24 protein-coding genes are annotated in these 23,543 nt (G+C 62.9%); 7 read left to right on the top strand and 17 right to left on the bottom strand.

Translation table 11 applies throughout. The features are described 5' to 3' along the window. Nucleotides 1–4 precede the first annotated feature (4 nt). From QM596_RS12465 to rimP, 7 genes are all read right to left on the bottom strand, one after another. Complete coding sequence (locus QM596_RS12465) at nt 5–997, bottom strand: DHH family phosphoesterase (protein ID WP_141487392.1); 993 nt, start codon at nt 995–997, stop codon at nt 5–7. A gap of 12 nt (nt 998–1,009) precedes the next feature. Next, a complete protein-coding gene (rbfA, locus tag QM596_RS12470) occupies nt 1,010–1,489 on the bottom strand; it encodes a 30S ribosome-binding factor RbfA (RefSeq protein ID WP_003942248.1) in 480 nt (159 codons plus the stop codon). 276 nt (nt 1,490–1,765) lie between these two features. After that, nucleotides 1,766–2,056 (bottom strand): DUF503 domain-containing protein, encoded by a 291-nt coding sequence (locus tag QM596_RS12475; protein WP_003942205.1) that lies wholly within the window; start codon nt 2,054–2,056, stop codon nt 1,766–1,768. A gap of 113 nt (nt 2,057–2,169) precedes the next feature. After that, entirely contained in the window at nt 2,170–5,061 is a 2,892-nt protein-coding gene (gene infB, locus QM596_RS12480) for a translation initiation factor IF-2 (RefSeq protein WP_070385299.1), read from the bottom strand. A gap of 108 nt (nt 5,062–5,169) precedes the next feature. Continuing rightward, on the bottom strand, nt 5,170–5,520 hold the full coding sequence (locus tag QM596_RS12485; protein ID WP_019748063.1) for a YlxR family protein: 351 nt from the start codon (nt 5,518–5,520) through the stop codon (nt 5,170–5,172). Between the two features lie 44 nt (nt 5,521–5,564). Then, a complete protein-coding gene (gene nusA, locus QM596_RS12490) occupies nt 5,565–6,596 on the bottom strand; it encodes a transcription termination factor NusA (RefSeq protein ID WP_003942738.1) in 1,032 nt (343 codons plus the stop codon). Then, a complete protein-coding gene (gene rimP / locus QM596_RS12495) occupies nt 6,593–7,213 on the bottom strand; it encodes a ribosome maturation factor RimP (RefSeq protein WP_020907437.1) in 621 nt (206 codons plus the stop codon). The genes nusA and rimP overlap by 4 nt, the downstream gene beginning before the upstream one ends. 271 nt (nt 7,214–7,484) lie before the next feature. Between rimP and QM596_RS12500 the strand changes: the two genes are divergently transcribed. Continuing rightward, nucleotides 7,485–7,934, top strand: coding sequence for a hypothetical protein (locus QM596_RS12500; RefSeq protein ID WP_019748061.1), 450 nt, complete (start codon nt 7,485–7,487; stop codon nt 7,932–7,934). Then, complete coding sequence (locus tag QM596_RS12505) at nt 7,931–8,386, top strand: ferritin-like domain-containing protein (RefSeq protein WP_020907435.1); 456 nt, start codon at nt 7,931–7,933, stop codon at nt 8,384–8,386. The genes QM596_RS12500 and QM596_RS12505 overlap by 4 nt, the downstream gene beginning before the upstream one ends. Nucleotides 8,387–8,441: 55 nt before the next feature. Here QM596_RS12505 and QM596_RS12510 read toward each other — a convergent pair whose 3' ends face one another. Next, nucleotides 8,442–9,866, bottom strand: coding sequence for an MFS transporter (locus QM596_RS12510; protein ID WP_047888852.1), 1,425 nt, complete (start codon nt 9,864–9,866; stop codon nt 8,442–8,444). Nucleotides 9,867–9,950: 84 nt separating this feature from the next. On the opposite strand from QM596_RS12510, the gene QM596_RS12515 reads away from it, so the two are divergent. The 3 genes from QM596_RS12515 to QM596_RS12525 all read left to right on the top strand — a co-directional run bounded on the left by QM596_RS12515 (nt 9,951) and on the right by QM596_RS12525 (nt 12,013). Beyond that, complete coding sequence (locus QM596_RS12515; protein WP_020969397.1) at nt 9,951–10,586, top strand: TetR/AcrR family transcriptional regulator; 636 nt, start codon at nt 9,951–9,953, stop codon at nt 10,584–10,586. A gap of 93 nt (nt 10,587–10,679) precedes the next feature. Next, entirely contained in the window at nt 10,680–11,177 is a 498-nt protein-coding gene (locus QM596_RS12520; RefSeq protein ID WP_211916890.1) for a nuclear transport factor 2 family protein, read from the top strand. Further along, entirely contained in the window at nt 11,174–12,013 is an 840-nt protein-coding gene (locus tag QM596_RS12525; protein ID WP_070386732.1) for an SDR family NAD(P)-dependent oxidoreductase, read from the top strand. Before QM596_RS12520 ends, QM596_RS12525 begins: the two co-directional genes overlap by 4 nt. Here the strand turns inward: QM596_RS12525 and QM596_RS12530 are convergent. Then, nucleotides 11,975–12,931 carry a DMT family transporter gene (locus QM596_RS12530; RefSeq protein WP_021333002.1) on the bottom strand — a complete coding sequence of 319 codons (957 nt, stop codon included), beginning with the start codon at nt 12,929–12,931 and terminating at the stop codon, nt 11,975–11,977. The two genes, QM596_RS12525 and QM596_RS12530, sit on opposite strands and share 39 nt — an antisense overlap. Before the next feature lie 89 nt (nt 12,932–13,020). Continuing rightward, a complete protein-coding gene (locus tag QM596_RS12535; protein ID WP_283309153.1) occupies nt 13,021–14,316 on the bottom strand; it encodes an MFS transporter in 1,296 nt (431 codons plus the stop codon). Nucleotides 14,317–14,475: 159 nt separating this feature from the next. Here QM596_RS12535 and QM596_RS12540 point away from each other — a divergent pair, with 159 nt between their 5' ends. Next, nucleotides 14,476–14,901 carry a pyridoxamine 5'-phosphate oxidase family protein gene (locus QM596_RS12540; protein ID WP_020907428.1) on the top strand — a complete coding sequence of 142 codons (426 nt, stop codon included), beginning with the start codon at nt 14,476–14,478 and terminating at the stop codon, nt 14,899–14,901. A 76-nt stretch (nt 14,902–14,977) separates the two neighbouring features. Here the strand turns inward: QM596_RS12540 and QM596_RS12545 are convergent, their stop codons facing one another. The 5 genes from QM596_RS12545 to QM596_RS12565 form a co-directional block, all read right to left on the bottom strand. Next, nucleotides 14,978–15,757, bottom strand: a complete 780-nt coding sequence (locus tag QM596_RS12545; protein ID WP_021343990.1) for a nuclear transport factor 2 family protein — start codon at nt 15,755–15,757, stop codon at nt 14,978–14,980. Beyond that, nucleotides 15,754–17,484, bottom strand: coding sequence for an acyl-CoA dehydrogenase family protein (locus tag QM596_RS12550; protein WP_070386972.1), 1,731 nt, complete (start codon nt 17,482–17,484; stop codon nt 15,754–15,756). The genes QM596_RS12545 and QM596_RS12550 overlap by 4 nt, the downstream gene beginning before the upstream one ends. Before the next feature lie 58 nt (nt 17,485–17,542). Then, a complete protein-coding gene (locus tag QM596_RS12555; protein ID WP_070386971.1) occupies nt 17,543–18,202 on the bottom strand; it encodes a rhomboid-like protein in 660 nt (219 codons plus the stop codon). A 22-nt stretch (nt 18,203–18,224) separates the two neighbouring features. Further along, nucleotides 18,225–18,896, bottom strand: a complete 672-nt coding sequence (locus QM596_RS12560; RefSeq protein WP_041814959.1) for an O-methyltransferase — start codon at nt 18,894–18,896, stop codon at nt 18,225–18,227. A gap of 79 nt (nt 18,897–18,975) precedes the next feature. Further along, nucleotides 18,976–20,721: a proline--tRNA ligase gene (locus QM596_RS12565; protein WP_283309154.1), complete on the bottom strand. Its 1,746-nt coding sequence runs from the start codon at nt 20,719–20,721 to the stop codon at nt 18,976–18,978. Between the two features lie 55 nt (nt 20,722–20,776). Here QM596_RS12565 and yaaA point away from each other — a divergent pair, with 55 nt between their 5' ends. Further along, nucleotides 20,777–21,520 (top strand): peroxide stress protein YaaA, encoded by a 744-nt coding sequence (gene yaaA / locus QM596_RS12570; RefSeq protein WP_007735009.1) that lies wholly within the window; start codon nt 20,777–20,779, stop codon nt 21,518–21,520. Between the two features lie 12 nt (nt 21,521–21,532). Here the strand turns inward: yaaA and QM596_RS12575 are convergent, their stop codons facing one another. Both QM596_RS12575 and QM596_RS12580 read right to left on the bottom strand, forming a co-directional pair. Then, nucleotides 21,533–23,041 (bottom strand): protein adenylyltransferase SelO, encoded by a 1,509-nt coding sequence (locus QM596_RS12575; RefSeq protein WP_283309155.1) that lies wholly within the window; start codon nt 23,039–23,041, stop codon nt 21,533–21,535. Between the two features lie 35 nt (nt 23,042–23,076). Then, entirely contained in the window at nt 23,077–23,505 is a 429-nt protein-coding gene (locus QM596_RS12580; RefSeq protein WP_007735005.1) for a CBS domain-containing protein, read from the bottom strand. Nucleotides 23,506–23,543: the final 38 nt, after the last annotated feature.

Here is a 23,543-nt window from a genome sequence, read left to right on the forward strand (position 1 = left end):
GGATTCAGCCGAGTGCCGCGACGAGCGCGGCAACAATCTCGTCGCTGGAAGTGGTCGACGTATATCCGGCCGACAGCCGGTGCCCGCCGCCACCAAGACTTTCAGCGACCGCCGACACGTCGATCGCCGACTTTGCACGCAACGAGATCGACCAGCTTCCGGAAACCGACTCTTTGAGTACTGCGGCAACTTCGGCTTCCGAAGTAGTTCGCACGATATCGACGACGCTCTCGATCTCCTCGGAGCGAAGATCGCCGATGTCACTGCGTCGGATCACCGCGTACACCAGCCCACGGCCGTCCGCGGCTTCCGGGACCAGCACCGCGGACCCGAGTACCGAAGCCAGCATCGGCAACCACCCGAACGGATGGGTGTCGAGCAGCTTTCGCGCAATCGCGTCGCCGTCGATGCCGGTCGCCAGCAAACGCGCGGCGAGCACGTGCGGAAGCGGACCTCCCCACCGGAAGGAGCCGGTGTCGGTGACCAGTCCGGCATAGAGACAGTGCGCGATATCGCGATCGATCGCGACTCCCCACGCATCGAAGAATCGTGCGATGAGCGCCGTCGTCGAAGCCGCGGTTTCGTCGACGACGTTGATGGTTCCGAATTCGGAATTGGAGCGATGGTGATCAAGGACGATTGTGCGATGCGCGCCGGCGAGTCGACTCGCCAACTCACCGAGGCGGCCCTCGCTGCCGACATCCACGGTCACCAGAACATCGACGCTTTCCCGAACATCGGCGGGCGCCGTGAGCAAGTGAACACCAGGGAAATCACACATCGACTCGGGCAGCGCCGACGGCCGACTGAACGCGACCTGCACCGAAATGCCCCGACGCTCGAGAACGAGACCGAGCGCAAGTCCGCTGCCGATCGTGTCCGCATCCGGCTGCACATGGCAGAGAATTGTCACCGTGTGTGCCGATTCGAGAACCTCGGCCACCTGAGCGAACTTCGCCTCGCAGGGGTCGACGTCCGAAAGTGCGGTGATCGTCATTCTCGGTGCGCGTCAGTCGGCTTCACGAACATCTGGCGACGCCTCGTCTTCGTCCGAAGCCACTCGCGGCTCCTTGTACGGATCTGCATCTCCGGCCGGCTGTGCATTCTCACGCGCCTTGGCGACCTCGTCGTCGGCGGCCTTGGCACGGGCCAGCAGTTCTTCCATATGACGCGCGGTGTCGGGAACGGTATCGGCGACAAACGTCAGAGTCGGTGTGAAGCGAACGCCAGTTCCGGCACCGACCTTCGAGCGGAGAACACCCTTGGCCTTCTCGAGTCCTGCGGCGGCGGCTTCCACATCGGGTGCGGAATCGACCTTCTCGCCCATGACTGTGTAGTACACCGTCGCGTCGTGCAGATCGTTGGTGACCTTGGTGTCCGTGATGGTCACGAATGCGAGTCGCGGATCCTTGATCTCGTGATCGATCGCGGTCGCGACGATGGTTCCGATACGCTTTGCCAACTTGCGTGCCCGGGCTGGATCTACCATGACTGTCAGTCTCCTCTACCTGGCCACTCGAATCGAGGTGACTCGATCGATCAAAGTTCTGGTTAACAAGAATTATTACCGACAACAGTCTCGTCCATCGGCTACCCGGCAACCAAATCACCATCGGTAGAGGTCTTCGGCCACAAGCCACCGTGCACATCGAGCGTGAGTACAGATACCGTCACACTTGGACCCGAGGACACCGAATCCCTTGCCGACCAACTCGATTCGGTACGCCGTCCGGAAGAGTGACTCGCTGACACCGATCGGTGATGCTCAGTCTTCCGGGCCGAAGATTCGCCTTCGCACAGCCAGCAACTGAATCTCCGGACGCTCGGCGACCGCTCGCTCACAATGATCGAGAACATCGTGCAGGTGATCGACGGACGAACTGACCACACCGACGCCCACGAGCGCACGACGCAGGCGTCCCTGCTCCCCCGCCTCCGCTGCACTCACGCCGAATCGACGGAGTTCCGTCAGGATCGGCGACAGCATCGAACGCTTTTCCTTGAGTGAGTGGACATCGCCGAAAAGAATGTCGAACTCCAGTGCCCCTACAAACATTTTCCCCCTAGACAGAGCCGAATGGACTCTTCCGGACTTGTATGTTCAAGTCCGGAAGAGTCCATGTCAGCTAGTACTCACGTGCGTCCGCCCCAACGCCCGTGTCGACATAATCAGTCGCGCGGCTTCTCGCGAAGCTCGTAGCACTCGAGAACGTCACCGATCTTGATATCGGAATAGGTGACGGTCAAACCACATTCGTAGCCTTCGCGAACCTCGGTAGCGTCTTCCTTCTCCCGCTTGAGCGAGGAGATGGTGACCGTCTCGGCGATGACCTTGCTGTCGCGGATGAGACGCGCCTTGGCGTTGCGACGGATGCTGCCCGACGTGACCAAGCAACCGGCAATGTTGCCGATCTTGGACGAACGGAACATGGCGCGGATCTCTGCCTTGCCCAGCTCGACCTCTTCGTACACCGGCTTGAGCAGACCCTTGAGTGCCTTTTCGACCTCATCGATGGCCTGGTAGATCACCGAGTAGTAGCGAATGTCGACGCCCTCGCGGTTCGCCAGCTCCGTTGCCTTGCCTTCGGCGCGGACGTTGAAGCCGATGATGATCGCGTTGGACGCAGCAGCCAGGTTGACGTTGGTCTCCGTGATGCCACCGACACCGCGGTCGATGACGCGCAACTGCACCTCGTCGTCGATCGGAATTCCGAGGAGAGCCTCTTCGAGGGCCTCCACGGTTCCCGAGTTGTCACCCTTGAGGATCAAGTTCAGCTGTGAATGTTCCTTCAGAGCTGCATCGAGATCGTCGAGGCTGATGCGCTTACGACTCTTCGCTGCAAGCGCGTTGCGCTTACGTGCGTTGCGACGGTCCGCGATCTGACGAGCGATACGGTCCTCGTCGACCACGAGCAGGTTGTCGCCTGCACCGGGGACCGACGTGAAGCCGATGACCTGGACCGGACGTGAAGGCAGTGCCTCGTGGACGTCCTGACCGTGCTCGTCCACCATGCGGCGGACGCGGCCGTAAGCATCGCCGGCAACGATCGAGTCGCCGACCCGCAGCGTTCCGCGCTGGATGAGCACGGTAGCGACGGGGCCGCGGCCACGGTCGAGGTGCGCCTCGATGGCAACACCCTGAGCGTCCATGTCCGGGTTGGCGCGCAGATCCAGGGAAGCGTCCGCCGTCAACAGCACTGCTTCGAGCAGTGCGTCGATGTTGAGACCCTGCTTCGCCGAGATGTCGACGAACATGGTGTCTCCGCCGTATTCCTCGGCCACCAGTCCGTACTCGGTGAGCTGCTGCCGGATCTTGTCCGGGTTCGCGCCTTCCTTGTCGATCTTGTTCACCGCGACCACGATCGGCACGTCGGCCGCCTGGGCGTGGTTGATCGCTTCCACCGTCTGCGGCATGACGCCGTCGTCGGCTGCGACAACAAGGATCGCGAGGTCGGTGGCCTTGGCACCACGAGCACGCATGGCCGTGAAGGCCTCGTGACCCGGGGTGTCGATGAACGTCACGAGACGCTCGTTGCCCTCGAGCTCGGTCAGCACCTGGTAGGCACCGATGTGCTGCGTGATGCCGCCGGCTTCGCCCTCACGGACATTCGCCTTACGGATCACGTCGAGCAGACGGGTCTTACCGTGGTCGACGTGGCCCATGACGGTGACCACAGGCGGACGGGACTCGAGGTCCTCTTCTCCGCCGGCGTCCTCGCCGTAGGTGAGGTCGAAGCTGTCGAGCAGCTCGCGGTCCTCGTCCTCCGGGCTGACGACCTGCACGACGTAGTTCATTTCGCCGCCGAGCAGCTCCAGCGTCTCGTCGTTGACCGACTGAGTTGCCGTGACCATCTCACCGAGGTTGAACAACGCCTGCACGAGTGCTGCGGGGTTCGCATCGATCTTGTCCGCGAAGTCCGACAGCGATGCGCCGCGAGCGAGACGGATGGTCTCACCGTTGCCGCGTGGCAGCCTGACGCCGCCGACTGCGGGAGCCTGCATGCTTTCGTACTCGGCGCGCTTCGCCCGCTTCGACTTACGTCCACGGCGAACTGCTCCGCCGGGACGACCGAATGCACCTGCCGCTGCGCCGCGCTGACCGGGACGGCCACCGCCGCCGGGACGACCGCGGAATCCACCGGCCGGAGCTGCTCCACCGGGAGCACCTGCACCAGCACCGGCGCCGGGAGCGCCGCCGCCGCGGTATCCACCGCCGCCGCCGCCCGGACGACCACCGGGAGCGCCACCGGGACGACCCGGACGTCCGCCGCCACCGGGCGCGGGACGAGCGGAACGAGCAGGCATTGCACCCGGGTTCGGGCGAGGAGGCATGGAGCCGGGGCTGGGACGGGGTCCGCCCTGACCTGCAGGCGGACGAGGTCCACCCTGGCCGGGAGCCGGACGGGGACCGCCCTGACCCGGAGCCGGACGAGAACCGCCCTGGCCTGCACCCGGACGCGGTGCGCCGGGAGCCGGACGAGGTGCCGGACGCTCGGCGGGTGCCGAGGAGTACGGGTTGTTACCGACGCGAGGTGCCTTCGGTCCCGGACGCGGTCCGCCGGGCTTTGCGCCGGTGGACGGTGCCGCCGGAGCCGCGGGGGCTGCCGGTGCCGATGCTGCGGGAGCAGCCGGAGCCGGGCGTGCCGGCTGTGCCGGCTTCGGAGCGTTGAACGTCGGGGTGGGGACCGGCGCCGACGGTGCTGCCGGAGCAGCGGCTGCGGGCGCCGCGGGGGCTGCCGGTGCCGGAGCTGCGGGAGCAGCCGGTGCGGGTGCGGCCGGCTTGGGGCCGGGACGCGGGCCACCGGGCTTTGCAGCTGACGGCGACGGTGCGCCGGGCTTTGCCGCGGGGCGAGCCGCCGGAGCGGCTGCGCCGGTCTCGGACTTGGTTTCTGCTCCGCCTGCCGACGGGAATGACTCCCGCAGACGACGGGCGACGGGCGCCTCCACTGTGGATGACGCAGACTTCACGAACTCGCCTTGCTCCTTGAGCGTTGCGAGTAGTTCCTTGCTGGTGACACCGAGTTCTTTAGCCAACTCGTGCACGCGGGCCTTGCCTGCCACTGCTCTCCTCACTGATGAGGTCGAGCAGGAGGCATCCCACAGATGTGGGTCCCGCACGACCTCGGGTTATCGCCGATGGACGTTCATCGTTGGTGCTTCACGGTGTGCTCATGAGTGCTTGTGCCTGTTCTTCTCGAGAGGTACTGCTTTTGTGTGAACTGCGTCGACCAGTTGGTCGACAGCGGACGTGTCCAGATTTCCGGACACTCGCAGTGCTCTGCTGAATGCTCGGCGCCGCTCTGCCAGGCTCAGACAACTCGGATCCAGGTGCAGCCATGCACCTCGACCGGGGAGTCTTCGCGATACGTCGGGGACGAGCGGGGAACCCTCCGGCCCCTGCTCACCAACCACGACCCTCAACAGATCGACAGCCGACCCTTGTTCCCTGCACCCCACACACGTTCTGACCGGCGAACCGGGTTTCACGCGCGCAGAATCCGAGGACTCACGTCGAACCATTGTCCACTCTACCGCCGAACCGTCTCGATCACTGCATTCCACCGTTATCCGTTGGACGTGGCGGGCCGGTCGGACGCGTCGCCAACGGGTGCCGCATCGCTCCGAATGTCGATACGCCAACCCGTCAACCGTGCAGCCAGGCGGGCATTTTGACCCTCTTTTCCGATGGCCAACGAAAGCTGGAAATCGGGCACGATGACACGGGCCGCACGAGCCTCGGGATCGACGACAGTGACGGAGACCACTTTCGACGGGGAAAGTGCGTTGCCCACAAACGTCGCGGGATCTTCGTCGAAGTCGATGATGTCGATCTTCTCCCCCGCAAGTTCGCTCATGACGTTGCGGACGCGCTGACCCATCGGGCCGATGCATGCACCCTTTGCGTTCAGCCCCTGCACGCGTGAGGCAACGGCGATCTTGGAACGGTGTCCCGCTTCGCGCGCGACGTTGATGATCTCGACGCTGCCGTCCGCGATCTCCGGAACCTCGAGTGCGAACAACTTGCGAACCAGGTTCGGATGGGTCCGCGAGAGGGTGATCTGGGGGCCACGGGCGCCGCGAGCAACCCCGACGACGTAGCACTTGATGCGCTCGCCGTGTTCGTAGTTCTCGCCGGGAACCTGTTCTGCGGGCGGCAACAATCCTTCGGCGCCATTGGATTCGCTGCCGATTCGAACGACGACCATCCCGCGAGAGTTTGCACGCGTGTCGCGCTGAATGACACCGCCGACGATTTCACCCTCATGGGTGGAGAACTCACCGAAACTGCGCTCGTGCTCGGCGTCGCGCAAACGCTGCAGGATGACCTGGCGTGCGGTGGTCGCCGCGATTCGACCGAATCCTTCGGGAGTGTCGTCCCACTCCTCGCCGATCATGTTGCCGTCGGCATCGGTGTCGTGTGCCATCACTCGCACCGAACCGGTCTTGATGTTGACATCGATCCGAGCGTTCTGCTTGTGCCCCTCGGTGTGGCGGTACGCCGTCAGCAGCGCGGTCTGGATCGTGGCGATCACAGTTTCGATCGAAACGCCCTTTTCGGCTTCGATCGCTCGCAACGCTGCAATGTCGATATTCACTTGTCGAACCCTTCTTCGTTTTCTACGTCTTCTAATTCTGCTTCGTCGTCTTCGACACTGTCCACGCCCGAGTCATCGGTGAGGTCAACCGCATCCGAGGGAACTGCGCGCCCCTCCGGGATGCCGCCCGCGAGTTCCAACTCCGCCTCACTGGGCTTCGAGAACTCCACCTGAACTACGGCCTTCTGAACGTCGCCCAGTGCAATCTCTCGCACGGTCAGTCCGCCACGGCCGCCGATGACAACCGCCACGGAATCGTCGTTCAACGTTCCGATACGGCCGACCACGGTCTCGCCGGCCAGATCGATACGCGCTTTGCGTCCACGAGCTCGACGCCAGTGACGCTCGAGCGTCAGTGGACGATCGATTCCCGGGGAGGTCACCTCGAGGGTGTACGGCGTTTCACCGATTTCCTCGAGGCTGTCGAAAAGTTCCGAAACGAGTCTGCTGATCTCTGCGGCGGCATCGAGTTCGATCCCGGCATCGCTGTCGACCATGATGCGCACCGCGCTGTGCTTGCCCGCACTGGTCACGACAACGTCTTCGACGTCGTAACCCTGGGCGTGCACGAGTTCGGAGATCAGCTCGATCACCCTCTCCCTGGATGGCACCGGCATCTCGCGAACTCCTCATTTCAGTTGTCGTCGATTGTCCGACTTGTGTCGACTGTCGACGTGGGCGGCTGCGAGCATGAAAAGACACCAGGTGCCTCATGCTGCAAGCATCCAAGAGTACCGCTCATTACGCGTCTCCGTGACCAGAGTGCCCGACGCACGTCACACTTGAACACGTGCCGCGGATTCGAACGATCGGCCGACCACCTGGCACGATGGACTGGTGCTGACGCCCATGACTACTACCCCACTCTCCCGGCGGAGTGCGCTCAAGATGACGGGAACCGCAGCAGCGTTGGGCGCTGCAGCCTTCTCGTTGTCCGCCTGCACCGACAACGGCACAGCGGAGGCGGCTGCAGAAGTCGACCAGTTGACGGCCCAGGCCGAGCGAGCTCGCTCCGACGCGGCAGCCGCAACCGCCGCCATCGCTCTTGCGCCGGACAAGTCGGCATCACTGACCACGATCAGCGCCGAACGCACAGCGCATGCACTCGAACTCGACGCCGAGATTGCGCGAGCAGCGGGCGGCGGCGCTACGACCACTGCGCCCCCGTCGACCTCGGTCGCAAACGCTCCGACGGGCGTCGACACCTTGAGGACCTCGCTTAACGATTCGGCGCGCAGTGCCGCGGATCTCGCTCGCACGATGTCCGGCTATCGCGCGGGCTTGCTCGGTTCGATCAGCGCGTCGTGCTCGACCCAGGTTGCGGTGTTGCTTCCATGATCACTTCGCACACCCGTCGAACTGAGAGTTCTGCCTTGCTGACCGCAATCGAATCAGAGAATGCCGCGATCTTCGCTTACGGAGTGGTTGCCGCGTTTTCGAATCCTGCCCGTGTCAACGAAGTTGCCACACATACAGCCGCGCACCGCGCGCGACGTGATGCGCTGGTTGCCCTGTCGACCGACGCGGGCGAGACCCCGCCGACAGCCGCGGCAGCCTACGAGATCCCGTTCCCGGTGACGGACGCCGTTACCGCGGCACAACTGGCAGCACAGATCGAATCCGACACCGCCGTGACCTACCGGGCATTCGTCGAACAGGTCGATACCGACCAACTCCGCACGTTCGGAATCGACGGCCTGACCGATGCGGCAATCCGCGGCGCCGGATGGCGGTCCGCGCTGGGAACCGCTCCGGCCACCTCAGCGTTCCCAGGGGACCCGGCTTCGTAAACTGCTGTGCGCCTTTATTAACCGCCGGCGGTTAATAAAGGCGCACAGCAGTGGCTCAGGCCTTGCGATGTGAGGGCACGAACCAAGCCGCGACAACCGCAACCAACACGAAGCAACCGCCGACGCGCAGGGCAGGTGTCAGCGCATCTCCGTAGCCCAGCGGCGTGAGCGCGCCACCAGCGGCAAGGAAGACTGCGGTGAGAACCGCGATTCCCAGCGCAACACCGATCTCGCGAAGCGTCGAGTTGGTCGAACTGGCCGTTCCGTGATCAGGCTCATCCATGTCGACGAGGACAGCCGTCGAACTCGGCGCGAAGGTCAGGCCCATGCCGATGCCCGCCATCAGTAGCGCCGGAACCAGCGAACCGTACGTCACGTCGGGACCGATCAACGCGGCCAACCAGAACAATGCTCCGGCCTGGAGCAGCAGACCGGTCAGCAGAAGTGAACGGAGCCCGACCTTCGGCGCCAGAAAACCGGCGAGAGGAGCGAAGATCATCGGCGCCGCCGTCCACGGAAGCGTCCGCAGGCCTGCTTGGAACGGGCTGTAGCCCATCACGATCTGGAGGTACTGCGACAGCAGGAACACCGCTCCGAAGATCCCGATCGAGAAGGTCAAGCCGATGACGTTCGCCATCGAGAAGCTGCGTGAACGGAACAGACGTAGGGGCATGACCGGATGTGACGTCTTCATCTCGCGAAGAACGAACAGCGCCAACGCGACTGCGGAACCGACCAACGACGCAACCACTCCAAGCGATCCCCAGCCGTCGTCGTTGCCGTGAACGATCCCCCACACCGCCAGAAACACACCGAGTCCGGCGAGTGCGACACCGGGAAGGTCGAGAGGTTGTGTGCGACCGGTCGATTCACGCAACGCATACAACGCGAGAGGAACGGCAACGATCGCAACCGGCACGTTGATCCAGAAGATTCCCTGCCACGAGAACCCGTCGACTACCGCTCCACCGACCACGGGACCCATCGCGATTCCCAGTCCGGAGACGCCACCCCAGACACCGATTGCCATGGCGCGCTTGGCTTCCGGTACCGCTGCGACGAGGAGGGTCAGCGAGAGCGGCATGATCGCGGCTGCGCCCGCGCCTTGAAATGCCCGGGCCGCAATCAGCAGGCCGGGAGTTGTCGACAGCGCCGAAGCGATCGATGCAGCCGTGAACAGCCCGATTCCGAACACGAACATCCGGCGGCGTCCCCACCGATCGCCGAGCGTCGTCGCCGAAAGCATCAGCGTCGCAAAGCAGAGCGTGTACGCATTCATGAACCATTGGAGCTGCCCGACGGACGCGTTCAGTTCCTTCTCGATCACCGGCAGCGCGCTCGTCATCACGAGGTTGTCGAGGGTAGCCATGAACATGGGCAGAGAAGCAGCAACCATCGCTATCGCGATCGGAACCTTACGTCCTCCACTGTTTTCCGACCCGGATGCGGCGTCCGATCCGGACTTCGTCAAAACGGTCATCGTGATTCCTCGATGTGAAGGTGCCTTAAGGCATCGATTGATTACTTAAGTCGAAACTAAGCTATCCGGTGATAACGTGTCAATATGTCGATCGGTGCAGCTGAACCACGTACCCGCAGGATGAGCGCACCGGAACGTCGCGCACTGGTCCTTGCCGCGGCAACGCGGGCATTTGCAAAGGGCGGATACTCCGGCACCAGCACGGACGCCGTCGCCAAGGAAGCCGGCGTCTCGCAGCCCTACGTCGTGCGCATGTTCGGAACCAAGGCAGATTTGTTCCACGCGGTGTTCACGCGTGCGCTCGACGAAATCGTCCGCACCTTCAACGACAAATTGGACACCGTCACAATCGATCCGAGCAATCCGCAGTTCTGGGCCGAACTCGGATCCGCCTACGGCGAGCTGGTCCTCGATCGAGATCTGCTGCTCGTCATGTTGCACGGCTTCGCAACCAGCACCGACGACGTCGCCGCCGTGTCCCGGACCGCCATGTCCGGCATCTACACCTTGCTGCGCGAGCGCACCGGTTGCACGCCCGAGCAAGCACGCTTGTTCATCGCGAACGGCATGCTGATCAACAATCTGCTCGCAATGATGGCACCCGAACACGCCGAAGAAGATCCGGCCCTCGGCGAACTCTGGGGCAGCGTCTTCAGCGACTCGACTGCAATCACTCTCACCGGCGACGAATCCTCGAGCGAAACCGACACCGTTTCCTGACCGGTCACTGGGAAAAACTACACACATGTGACTGAGGACACCCTACAGTCGATCCGACATGTCTCCGGGAAACCCAGACGAAAAGGACCGACGGTGGATCTCGCACAACGCCTCGACGCGCTCGAACAGGTCGAGGAAATCAAGAAGCTCAAACATGGCTACTGGCGAGCATGTGACGCCAAGGATCCGGTTCGGTTCCGCAACAGCTTCATCCGTTCAGGAGCGTCGATCGACTACGGCCGTCTCGGCGCGTTCGACGACGCCGGGCCGATGGCGGACATCTTCGAGAAGATCGCTCTTCGCAAGGTCGACGGCCGGTACGCGGTACTCGACATGCATCACGGATTGCATCCCGACATCACACTGACCTCGGAGACGTCGGCGGTGGGGCGATGGACTCTGCAGTTCCGCCAGGTCGACACTGTCGGACGCACCGAGAAGTTGATGACCGGCGAATACGACGACAAATACGTGATCGAGGACGGTGTGTGGAAAATGAGTCAATGCCACTTCACGGAGACGTGGTCGATCACCACTCCCCTGTCCCCCGACACTGATATCGCCGAGGGTTCGTTGGGAGGTCCCCGATGACCACGTCGACAAACGGCAAAGTAGCGCTCGTGACCGGCGCGAGTAGGAGCGTCGGTAAAGGCATTGCACTCGCACTGGGAAGCGACGGCTGGACGGTGTACGTGACGGCGCGAGGAACCGTCGGCGCCGACGGCCCGCTCGATCGCACCGCGGCGGAGATCACCGAGCGCGGCGGTCACGGCATTGCCGTGCAGTGCGATCACGCCGACGATCAAAAGATCGTCGACCTGTTTGCACGCATCGCCGAGGAACAGTCAGGCCGCCTCGATCTTCTGGTCAACAACGTCTGGGCCAACCCGGCGGGCTATGCCGGCTTCGCCGATCCGTTCTGGAAGAGGCCGATCGACGATTGGGATTCGCTGATCGGAATCGGACTGCGCGCCCACTACGTTGCTTCGGTAGAAGCGGCGAAGTTGATGGTCCCCCGGGGCAGTGGAGTGATCGGCAATATCTCGTCATTCGGCACCCGCGGGTACCTGCACTCTGTCCTGTACGGGATGTCGAAGGCAGGTTTGGACAAGATGGCCGCCGACATGGCTGTCGAATTGAAGGGAACCGGCGTCACCGCACTTTCCTTCTGGCTCGGGTTGATCCGCAACGAGCGGATGGAGGCGAGTGGGATCGAGAGCTTCGAAGGCTTCTCACTGGCCGAGGCCGAAACCCCGGAATTCGTCGGCCAGGTCATCACTGCATTGGCCAACGATCCAGAAGTGAACGCGCGCAGCGGTCACACACTGATCACCGCCGAGACGGCCGTCGAGTACGGAATCACCGACGCCAACGGGAAACAACCTGCGTCACACCGCAGTGCCTTCGGTGGCGGCCCGCTTTTCTGAATCATCGGTGGCGGTGGTCGCGTCGCGTGCCGGCACAGCACGCGGCGCTGCCACTCGCGCCTTCAGGGCAAGCCAGGCACACCCGATGACGACGACGCCGCCGGCCACGATCGAGGGTGACAACGCCTCACCGAGTATCAGCGCCGACCAGGCAATGCTGAGCACCGGTTGAACCAACTGTGTTTGGCTCACAGTGGAAATGGGACCGATCGCCAGACCCCGGTACCAGGGAAAGAACCCGAGAAACATACTCACGCATCCCAGGTAGGCAAACGAAAGCCACGAATTCACATCGGCAGAGACCGGAGCCTGGGCCATGGATGCCACCGTCAACGCAATCGTGACCGGCAGTCCGAGAATCAATGCCCAGGCAATCGTCTGCCACGACCCGATCTCGCGGGCCAGCAACGCACCTTCCGAATATGCCAGCGCTGCACACACAACCGCGGCGAACAGAAGAAGATCAGCGAGATGAAACGAGCCGAGTCCGCCGTTTGCGACGGCCACGAACCCTACGACCGATACCGCGCCGGCGGCGCTTGCCCACCAGAATCCCTTACTGGGACGCTCTTTTCCTCGGACGACGGCAAATACCGCGGTCGCAGCGGGAAGTAGTCCGATCACGACTGCCGCGTGACTCGCCGGCGATGTCTGCAACGCAAACGTGGTGAACAGTGAAAACCCCAGTACCGCGCCAACGGTCACGAGTGCGATGCGAAACCACTGCCGAAGCGTCGGAAGCGTCGCGCGAGTAACCGACAGCATCACAATCGCAAGGGCCCCGGCAACGACGGCGCGGCCCGCGCCGACGAACAGGGGGTCGAGATCCGCGACGGCGACCCTCGTGAGCGGAACGGTGAACGAGAACGCCAGAACACCGAGCAAGCCCCACCACAAACCGGATCGAGACGATGGCATCGGTAGCGGTGCCCGTGACGTGACGATAGCGCTACTCTTCATACTCATATTCAACGATAGCAGTAGCACCAACCTGCGAAACTGGTATTTCAGGTGCGAACCCGTGTGCAGGAGATCGAAATTGCACCGAGCAGTCCGACGAGCGCGAAAGCGTAGAAGCCCCACGGCACGGCGTAACCCGCACCCAGGAGAACTCCGCCCAGAATCGGCCCACAGATCGCACCGACCCGGCCGACACCCGCCGACCATCCGAGCGCTGTCGCGCGAATCTGCGGTGGGTGATTGGCGCTCGTGAAGGCGTAGACCAGTACCTGTGCACTGAAAACGAAGCATCCGGCGAGGAAGACCATCACGTAGATTCCGAACGACACCTTCACACTCAGAAGCGCCAGGAACAACGCTGCTCCCGTGAACCACACGATTGCTGCGGTACGCGGGCCGATCTTGTTCGCGACGCCCCCGGCGATCAACAGTCCGACGACGGCTCCGGCATTGAGGATCAGAAGGAACGTCAACGAGGCTCCGAGGTTGTAACCGGCCTCGCGCATGATCGTCGGAAGCCACGTGTTCAATCCGTAGACGAGCAGCAAGCCCATGAAACTGGTGATCCAGATGGCGATGCTGTTACGCAGGAACTTCGAAGAGAACAGTGCGCGAACGGGATTGACGGCTTCGGTGCGCCCAGCTTCGGACGTAGGCGCAGCCTCGAGCTCGACACCGTAGCGGGCAGCGATTTCCTCGGCCTCGGCACGCTTTCCGTGAGCGAGAAGGTACGACGGGGATTCCGGCAGATACCGCAACATGAGTGGAATCAGGACGACGGCAGGAAGTGCGCCGACAACGAACATCGCTCGCCAACCGAAAGGTTCGATCACGACGAGCGCCAGCGCGGCGGTGGCAACGGCGCCGACGTGATAGCCGGTCATCAGCATGGTCGACGCAGATCCACCGCCTTGTTTCTTCGAGAATTCGTTGACCAGAGCCAATGCCGTCGGAAGGGCGCCACCCAGTCCCACCCCGGCGAGGAAGCGCAGCAGACCGAAGATGAACGGATTGGGCGCAATTGCGCACAACAGAGTCAGAATCGAGAATGCGGCAACGGCGTACAGCAGCGCGCGGCGTCGACCGATGACGTCAGTGAGAGTGCCGATGACGAGGGCGCCGATGGTCATGCCGATGAGCCCGAAGGTCGAGATCATCGTGATCGTGCCGGTACTCAATCCCCACGCGTCGTAGTCGAGAAGTGAAGGAATGACCGCACCGAGTACGACCAGATCGAATCCGTCCAGAAGCACAGCTATCCAACACAACGGTGCTACCCACATTGCGGCACGCGCCCCAGGCGAACCGGTGATTGAACTCGATTGCGTATGCGGTGCGGTCATCGGATCCTCGACATTCACTGCTTGTGGGCGTTCGCTACCGGTTCAGATCCAGTAGTTCAGATCGAGATCTGTTCGCATTGCGAACGCATGTTCATAATGAGCACATCGATTGTGTACGGAGTCACAACGCCATGTCAAACGTCGCGGTAATCTCGAGGAATGGCACTCTCCGAAAATGAGCGTGAACAGTTTCTGGCCGAACCCCACATCGGGGCGCTGTCCGTAGCGGACGGCACCGAACGCGGTCCGTTGACCGTCCCGATCTGGTACCTGTATTCACCCGGTGGCAAACCATGGATCCTCACGGGCAAGGATTCACGAAAGGCTCGACTCATCGAGTCGGCCGGGCATTTCTCGTTGATGGCCGAAAGGCTCGATCCGACAATCCGTTACGTCAGCGTCAGCGGATCCGTCGACAAGATCGTTCCGGGCACCGACGAGATGCTGGTCGAAGTCTCGCGGCGATACCTGACCCCGGACAAGGTCGACGGATATCTCGAATTCGCGCGATCGCAGTTGGGCGAGCAGGTAGCGATCTACATGAATCCGCAGCACTGGCTGTCTGCGGATCTCGGGGCGATCTGACACTTCACCGAAAAGCGAAGGCTCGGCGCGCCGGAGTGGCGCGCCGAGCCTGACCTGCATGCGAGTGCTCTCGGTATCAGCTCTCGGTGAAGAAGCGCACCCGATTGAGGCGATGACCGCTCGCCTCGAAGCCGAACAGGGCGATGGCCGGTTCCCCGCACACGATTACGCTCGCCGTCACAGTTCGACCGGCAACCAGCATCTTGCTCTTGGTCACGCCGGTGAGCAGAGCGTTGACGTCAGCATTGGACAACTGCGTCCCCGCCGGAAGCTCGACGGGTACCGGCGGCGTTCGACCGACAGCGGCCGCATCGAGGAACCGCGAAGCCGCCTTCTTGCCTTTGTCTCCGACTCCGAAGATGCCGCGCGAGAATCCGAGCGCTCCGCCGATCCCCTGGTTCGAGAGCAGCTGCGGGGTCAACTTCGCGGCAGCCTTCACCCCGGCAACGCCGGCGGTAGCGAGCTGGCTCAGCATCGTTGCCAATTCCCAATGCGCATAGAGGGTTCCGATCCGCAAGGAATCGGGCTCCCCCACCAAGTCGTAGCGCAAATGCATCGGCACGTCGAGGACGACTCCGGTCGACATCTCGGTAGCGAGGCTCAGATCGCGCCACACTGTGCGGCCGCACACGATATCGCGCTCGACGTGGAAGGTGATCGAATTGGGGGCGATGAACGTGTCGTAAAAACTCTCGATCGCCGCCTGCCCGTTATGCGGACGTGAACCTACAGGGTCGTTGATCTGGCCCTCTTCGGCAAACAGCGCAACCCAGGTCGAGCGATCATGCGCGCCGACGGCTTTCGGGGATCCCTCCACGACGGCCATCAACTGCTCACGTACCACCGGCGCGGTCATGCGCGCATCTCGTATGCACCGTCGTACGCCTTGACCTGCTGCCACACCCGGTCGAAGCGTTCACTGTCCACAACAGGCTTCCGCACTGCGGCCAAGGCCCACTTCTGCTGCTCCGGCGTCGACGACGGCTTTCCGTGCAGTGCGATCGCGTATCCCGAGAAGTCGCGAATCTGGAAGTCGAAGATCTGATCGACAACGTCGGCGTCGAGTCCGCTGATCTCGGCCTGCTCGAGAATCAGATGACCGTAGACGACGAGGGAGAACAGGTGCCCGACATTGAGCATGAAATCGAGATCCTTCTGCTGCTGCGCGTCCGGCGCTGCGGCAGTGAGCAATTCGGTGAGTGCGATCGCCTGCTCGTAGAAACGAGCGACGTTCGGGATCGAAGAGTGCTTCTCGTAGACGGGCTTCCACTCGTGGAACTGGATCTTCGCAGCGCCGCGGGTCGGTCCCTGATTCCAGAAGAACTCGTCGTCGGCTGCGTCGTCGCGCGTGACGATCTCCGGGAACTCCGCGGGGTTGAACAGGTAGTTCGGCAAGAACTTGAGGATCAGGCCGACGTTGACGTGGACGGTGCCCTCGAGCTTGGGCAGCGTGCCGATCATCTGCGCTGCTTCACGGAAGTACGTGGACTTCTCGTACCCCTTTGCCGCGATCACGTCGTGCAGCAACCCGACGACCTTTTCACCTTCCGAGGTGACCTTGGCCTTGGTCATGGGATTGAACAGCAGGTAGCGACGGTCTTCGAGGCTGGCGCTGCGGAAGTAGTCGACCGCCCGCGCGCTGAACTGTTTCATCGCGATCAGACGTGAGTACGCGTCGACGAAGGCGGCGCGTACATGGGCGAAGTCGGTGACCGGATTACCGTAGAGAATTCGATTCTGCGCGTGAGTGATTGCTTCGAAGAACGCATGTTCGGTGATCCCGATGGAGCCGGTGCACAGGTTGAACTTTCCGACGTTGACCGTGTTGAGCGCGGCCTCGAATGCGGCGACGCCGGTGTGCAGAATGTCTTCCTCGCGCACCGGGTAGTCGTCGAGGCGGAAATTGCTGACGTACATTTGCCCGCGCAGGACATTGTCCACAAGCTGATAGTTCGGATGTGCACTGTCGGCGACGAAGAACACGTAGCCTTCGGGACCCTCGACGTCGGTACGACGCCCGAACACAGACACCATTCCGGCTACGTTGCCGTTTCCGATGTAGTACTTCTCGCCGCTCGCGCGGAAGGCGACGCCGCCGTCGGTGGGAGTGAGAAGCATGTCGGTGGAGTACACGTCGGCGCCGTGGTCGCGCTCGGAGAGGCCGAACGCCATGACGCCACCGTCGGCAAGTTCCTGCGCTGCACGCTTCTTCGCTGCGTCGTTGTCACTCATCCAGATCGGTCCGAGTCCGAGGATCGTGACCTGCCAGGCGTACCAGTACGCCAGCCCGTAAAAACCGAAGATCTCACTCAAGGCCGCGTTGCGGGCACCGTCCCAACGACGGTTCTCGTCACCGCCGGCGAATGCCGCCGGAGTCTGGAACGTCGCGAACAACTTCTCCTTGCCGACGAACTCGAGAAAGTCGGAGACCCACACGGCGTCGAGGTCGTCCTGAAGCAGTTGCTTCTTGCCGCGGCTCTCGAACCATTCGATGGTGGCTCGCAGCAAACGGCGGGTCTCCGGATCGAACTGAGCGGGGTCGTAAGTATGGGGGTTGAAGAGCAATCCATCGGTGCCAGACACGTCATTACCTTTCGTCGATGACGCTAAACTACCAGCGGGTAACTTTCCGCGGTGCGATTCATGGAAGACCTGCGATTCTTCGCGAATGCCACAGGTCCATCGGATTCCACGTGCCCGCCCGAGCACGCGTGATCGGATAGCACGCCAATCCCAGCAACAACGCAGACATGTGGCCGATGGCGGTGAAATTGGTGGCGAAAATCAGAGGTACACCGTAGAAGACCAACAGCCCCGCGAGATAGACGTATCGCCACGGATCGACGATGCGGTACACCAGAATCCCCATGATGCCGGCCAGACCGTAGCTCACTCCCACGTCGAGAGTGTTGACCGCCGACTCCGCCACGTATCCGTGCCGAATACCTTCGTACAGAACACCTTCGCTGATGTACGTGGCTCCGACGTGGGCGATGACGACAACACACAGCCACCGCCACGTCCCGAGCCAACGCTCAGCCGTTGCATGAAAGATGGTGAAGAGAACCAGGTATCCCAACCAACCGCCACCTTCGAGCCAGAAGGCACTCGAGAACAGGACTCGTAGCGGGTCTTCGGCCAGGTGATGCAGATTGGTCGAGCGCTTGCCGAGAAAACGCTCCTCGACATTGTCAGGCAGATGCCGCAGGAACAGTGTGGTGAACAGCAGGGCCAGCAACCAGACGTAGGTACCGGGAGCACTGCGCACCCATCGCCATGCCGCCTTTGCTGCCCCCAGCATCCTCACCGCTTCGAGTCTGCGCTCACTCGTTCACTACTGCAACGGCAAACCCGTCCCATCCCTTCGAACCCACGGTTTGAATGGCGGTGCCGTCGAGTTTCGGCTCGGCCGCGATCATCTCCAACACCGCTCGACTCGCTTTGACGCGCTCGTCGTCGATATCCGGGTTGGACACATGTCCCCCACGCACCACGTTGTCCACGATGATGACGGTTCCGGGATGCGAAAGGGCCAACGCCCACCGCACGTACTCGGTGTTGTTCTCCTTGTCTGCGTCGATGAAGACCAAGTCGAAAGGTCCCAACTCTTCCTTCGCGATCGACGGGAGGCTGTCGAGCGCAGCCCCGACGCGGATGTCGACACGGTCAGCCAAGCCGGCGCGCTCGATATTCGCCCGAGCGACATCCGCATGGGTGGGATCGAATTCCAGCGTGATGACTTGGCCGGAGGGACCGACTGCGCGAGCGAGCCAGATCGTGCTGTATCCGCCGAGCGTTCCGATCTCGAGGACATTGCGCGCCAGGCACATTCGCGCCAGAAGATTGAGGAGCTTGCCCTGGTTCGGCGCCACGTCGATGGGCGGGAGGCCGGCCTCGGAATTGGCGGCGAGTGCCGCGTCGAGAACCGGATCTTCACCTACCAACGTGGAAACGAGATAGCCGTCGACTTCTGCCCAATCCGGTTCGCGTTCCATAGCCACGATTGTGGCAGAAAAGAAGGGCCGCCGCAGACACCTCGGAAGGTGGCTGCGGCGGCCCTGACGACTATTCGAATCAGCCGCGAACTGCGCTGATGATCGCCTCGATCGCCGAGTCGGCGTCGGTCTCACGGCTCTCGCCAGTGAAGCGGTCGCGAATTTCGACCTTGCCGTCGGCCCAACCGCGTCCGACGACAACGATCAGCGGAACGCCGATCAGCTCGGAGTCCTTGAACTTCACGCCCGGCGATGCCTTGCGGTCGTCGAGGATTACTTCGAGTCCGGCACGGTCGAGTTGCGCGGCGAGGCCTTCGGCGCCTTCGCGCGCGGTCTCGTCCTTGTTCGCGATGACGAGGTAGACGTCGGCCGGTGAAACCTCGGCAGGCCAGCGCAGGCCCTTTTCGTCGTGATGCTGCTCGGCAATGACGGCCACCAGACGCGAGACGCCGACGCCGTACGAACCCATGGTCGGGCGGACGGGCTTGCCGTTCTCGGCGAGGACGTCGACGGTGAAGACGTCGGTGTACTTGCGGCCGAGCTGGAAGACGTGCCCGATCTCGATACCGCGAGCCGAGACCAGCGTGCCGGCTCCGTCGGGAGAGGCGTCGCCGTCACGAACCTCGGCGGCTTCGATGGTTCCGTCAGGGGTGAAGTCGCGACCGGCAACGAGGCCGACCACGTGCTTGCCGTCTTCGTCGGCGCCGGTGATCCAGCTGGTGCCGTCGACGACGCGCGGATCGACAAGGTAGCGAACGCCGTTGGCCTGCAACGCCTTCGGGCCAATGTAACCCTTGGCCAGGAACGGGTTGTTCTTGAAGTCGGTCTCGGTGATCATCACGAACTCGGCCGGCTCCAGTGAAGCTTCGAGGCGCTTTTCATCGACCTCACGGTCGCCGGGGATGCCGATACCGAGCAGTTCCCACTCGCCGCCGGGCAGGCGGGTCTTGACCATGATGTTCTTGAGAGTGTCGGCGGCGGTGATCGTGCGGCCGAGGTCGGCACCGTTCGCCCAGTCCACGAGAGTGTCGATGGTGGGTGTGTTCGCGGTGTCGTACACCTTCGCTTCGGGCAGCCCGTCGAACGGAATGGAGTCGGGAACAACAGTCTTGACGGCCTCGACGTTGGCGGCGTAGCCGGATTCGAGGCAGCGTACGTAGGTGTCTTCGCCGATCTCGCTCTCGGCAAGGAACTCCTCGGACGCGCTGCCGCCCATCGCACCGGAGGTGGCCGAGACGATGACGTACTTGACGCCCAGACGCGTGAAGATCTTCTCGTAGGCACCGCGGTGCGCCTGGTACGACTCCGTCAGACCTTCGTCGCTGAGGTCGAAGGAGTACGAATCCTTCATGAGGAACTCGCGACCACGCAGAATGCCCGCACGCGGACGCTCTTCGTCGCGGTACTTGGTCTGCACCTGGTACAGGGTGACCGGGAAGTCCTTGTACGAGTTGTACTCACCCTTGACCGTCAGAGCAAAGAGCTCCTCGTGGGTCGGGCCGAGCATGTAGTCGTTGCCCTTGCGGTCCTTGAGGCGGAACAGGTTGGGGCCGTACTCGGTCCAGCGGTTCGACGCCTCGTACGGATCGCGCGGGAGCAGAGCAGGCAGCAGAATTTCCTGCCCACCAATGGCATTCATTTCTTCGCGGACAACACGCTCAACCTCGCGCAGCACCCGCAATCCCAGCGGCAACCACGAGTAGACGCCTGGAGCGATACGACGCACGTAGCCGGCACGAACCAGCAATTTGTGGCTGGCAACTTCGGCGTCCGAGGGATCGTCACGCAGGGTACGCAGGAACAGGTGGGACAGACGGGTAATCACGAGGTGTAAGGATAGTCGCCGCAGTCGGCCGAGCGGGCCTCGGTACGGTTACAGCGTGCTTGTACTGCTGCCTCCCTCAGAAACCAAGTCCGACGGCGGCAAGGATGCGCCCCTCGATCTGGCCGAACTGTCGATGCCACAGTTGACCGAAACGCGCGAATTGCTGGTTCAGACGCTGGTCGATCTGGCCGCTGACGTCGAGGCGTCCTGCGAAGCGCTCGGGCTCGGTCCGACGCAAGCAGACGAAGTGGAACGCAACGCCAAGCTGTGGGTGTCCGCGACGCGGCCCGCGCTGCAGCGCTACACCGGGGTGCTCTTCGACGCCCTCGACGCCAAGTCGTTCACCCGTGCCCAGAAGGCCAAGGCTCTCGATCGGATCGCGATCGGCTCCGCTCTGTTCGGTGCAGTCCGTGCGGGAGATCTGATCCCCGCCTACCGCCTTTCCGGCGGGTCCAAGCTGCCCGGGATGGGCACGCTCCGCTCACTGTGGAAGCCGGAGTTGCCGAAGGCCTTGGCGGCCGAAGCCGACGGCCTTGTCATCGATCTACGGTCCGGCACCTACCAAGACCTCGGACCGGTTCCGGACGCACTGATCGCAACGGTCCTCACCGAGAAGCCGGACGGCACCCGCACTGTCGTCAGTCACTTCAACAAGCACCACAAAGGTCTGCTCGCCCGTGCGCTGGTGGTCTCGCGTGCCGAACCGACCGACATCAAGGGGGTTGCGCGGGTGGCGTCGAAGGCGGGCTTGCGCGTCGAAATCGCGTCGGAGCGTGAATTGATCATCCTGACGGATTGATGGCTTCGTCTGTCAAGTGCCACAGAAGGTTTGGAATGTTTCGCTGAAAGACTGCGGAGCCGCCTCGGTGTAGTCAGCCCACTCGTCGCGTCGGTCGAAGGGATGCGTGACCACCTCCAGCAGCTTCTCGAAGGGAGCGAGGTCGCCGTCGGTCGCGGCGCGCAGGGCAGCGTCGAGCCGATGATTACGCGGAATGTACAGCGGGTTGACGCGATCCATCGCGCTCGCGGTCTCCGCGGCCCCGTGTCCGTTTTCGGTCAGGGCTCCCTGCCACCGCTGCAACCAGGGCGCGATGTGCTCCCGTGGCACGAGGTTGTCGAGAGGCACCGAATTTCCGCGCAATTCGTCGGCGAGAGCGCGGAAACTGCCCGTCCAATCAGCACCGTGTTCCGCCAACAACGTCAGCAGATCGTCGACGAGCGCCCGATCGACAAACGGCTGGGCCAGACCGAGCTTTGCCGCGAGACCGGCCGCGTAGTGACCCTCGTAGCGCTCGTCGAAGGTCTCGAGAACTGCTGACGCCGCGGAAATTGCTTCGTCGGGTGTGGAATCGATCAGTGGCAACAGCGTTTCTGCCAAGCGCGCCAGGTTCCACTTCAGTACAGCGGGCTGATTGCCGAATGCATAGCGGCCCCCGTGGTCGATCGAGCTGAACACTGCCGCCGGATCGAACGCGTCGAGGAAGGCGCACGGACCGTAATCGATGGTCTCCCCCGAAATTGTCGTGTTGTCGGTGTTCATGACCCCGTGCACGAAACCGATGAGCATCCACCTCGCCACCAGTAATGCCTGCGCCTCAACCACCGCCTCGAGGAACTTCAGGTAGCGATTGTGTGTACCCGTTGCCGGAAGTTCGGTCAGCTCCGGGTAGTGCCGGGCAATCGCGTAATCGGTGAGCGGCTGCAATACCTCGCCCTGCCGGGCCGCGAACTCGAAGGTCCCAACGCGTAGGTGACTCGACGCGATCCGTGCAAGCACGGCACCGGGTTCTGCGCCGTTGCGGCGAACGTCTCGGCCCGTCGCCACCACCGACAGCGCGCGCGTAGTGGGGACACCGAGGGCATTCATCGCCTCACTGACGAGATATTCGCGCAGCATCGGCCCTACGACCGCATACCCGTCGCCGCCCCGAGAGAACGGCGTGCGCCCCGAGCCCTTGAGATGCAGATCCACTCGCCGACCGTCACCGGTCAACAGTTCACCGAGTAGCAACGCCCGACCGTCCCCGAGAATTGGCGCGTACCCACCGAACTGATGACCCGCATATGCCATCGCCACCGGTGTGGCCCCGACCGGCACCGTCGACCCGGACAGGACGCCGATCCCGTCCACACTTCGCAGCGCTGCTACGTCCAATCTCAACGACGCAGCCAGCTGCTCGTTCAGCACGAGCAACTGCGGGTCGGGCGCGGCAGCACCTTGCCACGGCACCGTCAGAGCGCCGAGTTCGTCGGCGAAGGTGCTCTCGAGGCCGGCCACGATGGTGACCGTGCCTGCTGTGGATTCCTGGAATGCGGCCATCACACGAGAGTAGTCACCGTGCGACAACCTATCGATCAGCCCTGATCGATGTACGACTCGAGCTGATCGCGTTCGCTCTTGAGCTCGTCGATGCGGCTCTTCACCACGTCACCGATACTGACGATGCCGAGGAGGTTGCCGTCCTCGATCACCGGCAGATGTCGGATTCGACGCTCGGTCATGATCGCGGCAATGCTGTCCACCGCGTCTGCCGGAACGCACGTGTACATCAGAGCGGTCATGACCTCGGAAACCTGGATCCCGAGAAGGTCCGGGCCACGCTCGTGCAGGCGTCGAACGACATCGCGTTCGGAGATGATGCCGACCACCGCGTCGTCGTCGACCACCACCATGGCTCCGATGTTGTGGCGGGCAAGATCGCACAGCAACCCGTTGACCGTCGTGTGGGCGTCGATCGTGACGATGCTGTTGCCCTTGTTTCGCAATATGTCCGCGATCCGCATCACGGCACCCCGATTCGTCGAGACTCTCGGCACGTCCT

Source organism: Rhodococcus sp. IEGM 1406 (assembly GCF_030056745.1).
Classification (GTDB): Bacteria; Actinomycetota; Actinomycetes; order Mycobacteriales; family Mycobacteriaceae; genus Rhodococcus_F; species Rhodococcus_F erythropolis.

Coding starts and splice junctions, on each gene's coding strand:
- QM596_RS12465 (WP_141487392.1), bottom strand. CDS start 997: ATGACGATCACCGCACTTTCGGACGTCGACCCCTGCGAGGCGAAGTTC.
- rbfA (WP_003942248.1), bottom strand. CDS start 1,489: ATGGTAGATCCAGCCCGGGCACGCAAGTTGGCAAAGCGTATCGGAACC.
- QM596_RS12475 (WP_003942205.1), bottom strand. CDS start 2,056: ATGTTTGTAGGGGCACTGGAGTTCGACATTCTTTTCGGCGATGTCCAC.
- QM596_RS12485 (WP_019748063.1), bottom strand. CDS start 5,520: ATGGTTCGACGTGAGTCCTCGGATTCTGCGCGCGTGAAACCCGGTTCG.
- rimP (WP_020907437.1), bottom strand. CDS start 7,213: ATGCCGGTGCCATCCAGGGAGAGGGTGATCGAGCTGATCTCCGAACTC.
- QM596_RS12500 (WP_019748061.1), top strand. CDS start 7,485: ATGACGGGAACCGCAGCAGCGTTGGGCGCTGCAGCCTTCTCGTTGTCC.
- QM596_RS12505 (WP_020907435.1), top strand. CDS start 7,931: ATGATCACTTCGCACACCCGTCGAACTGAGAGTTCTGCCTTGCTGACC.
- QM596_RS12510 (WP_047888852.1), bottom strand. CDS start 9,866: ATGACCGTTTTGACGAAGTCCGGATCGGACGCCGCATCCGGGTCGGAA.
- QM596_RS12515 (WP_020969397.1), top strand. CDS start 9,951: ATGTCGATCGGTGCAGCTGAACCACGTACCCGCAGGATGAGCGCACCG.
- QM596_RS12525 (WP_070386732.1), top strand. CDS start 11,174: ATGACCACGTCGACAAACGGCAAAGTAGCGCTCGTGACCGGCGCGAGT.
- QM596_RS12530 (WP_021333002.1), bottom strand. CDS start 12,931: ATGCCATCGTCTCGATCCGGTTTGTGGTGGGGCTTGCTCGGTGTTCTG.
- QM596_RS12535 (WP_283309153.1), bottom strand. CDS start 14,316: ATGACCGCACCGCATACGCAATCGAGTTCAATCACCGGTTCGCCTGGG.
- QM596_RS12540 (WP_020907428.1), top strand. CDS start 14,476: ATGGCACTCTCCGAAAATGAGCGTGAACAGTTTCTGGCCGAACCCCAC.
- QM596_RS12545 (WP_021343990.1), bottom strand. CDS start 15,757: ATGACCGCGCCGGTGGTACGTGAGCAGTTGATGGCCGTCGTGGAGGGA.
- QM596_RS12555 (WP_070386971.1), bottom strand. CDS start 18,202: ATGCTGGGGGCAGCAAAGGCGGCATGGCGATGGGTGCGCAGTGCTCCC.
- QM596_RS12560 (WP_041814959.1), bottom strand. CDS start 18,896: ATGGAACGCGAACCGGATTGGGCAGAAGTCGACGGCTATCTCGTTTCC.
- QM596_RS12575 (WP_283309155.1), bottom strand. CDS start 23,041: ATGGCCGCATTCCAGGAATCCACAGCAGGCACGGTCACCATCGTGGCC.
- QM596_RS12580 (WP_007735005.1), bottom strand. CDS start 23,505: ATGCGGATCGCGGACATATTGCGAAACAAGGGCAACAGCATCGTCACG.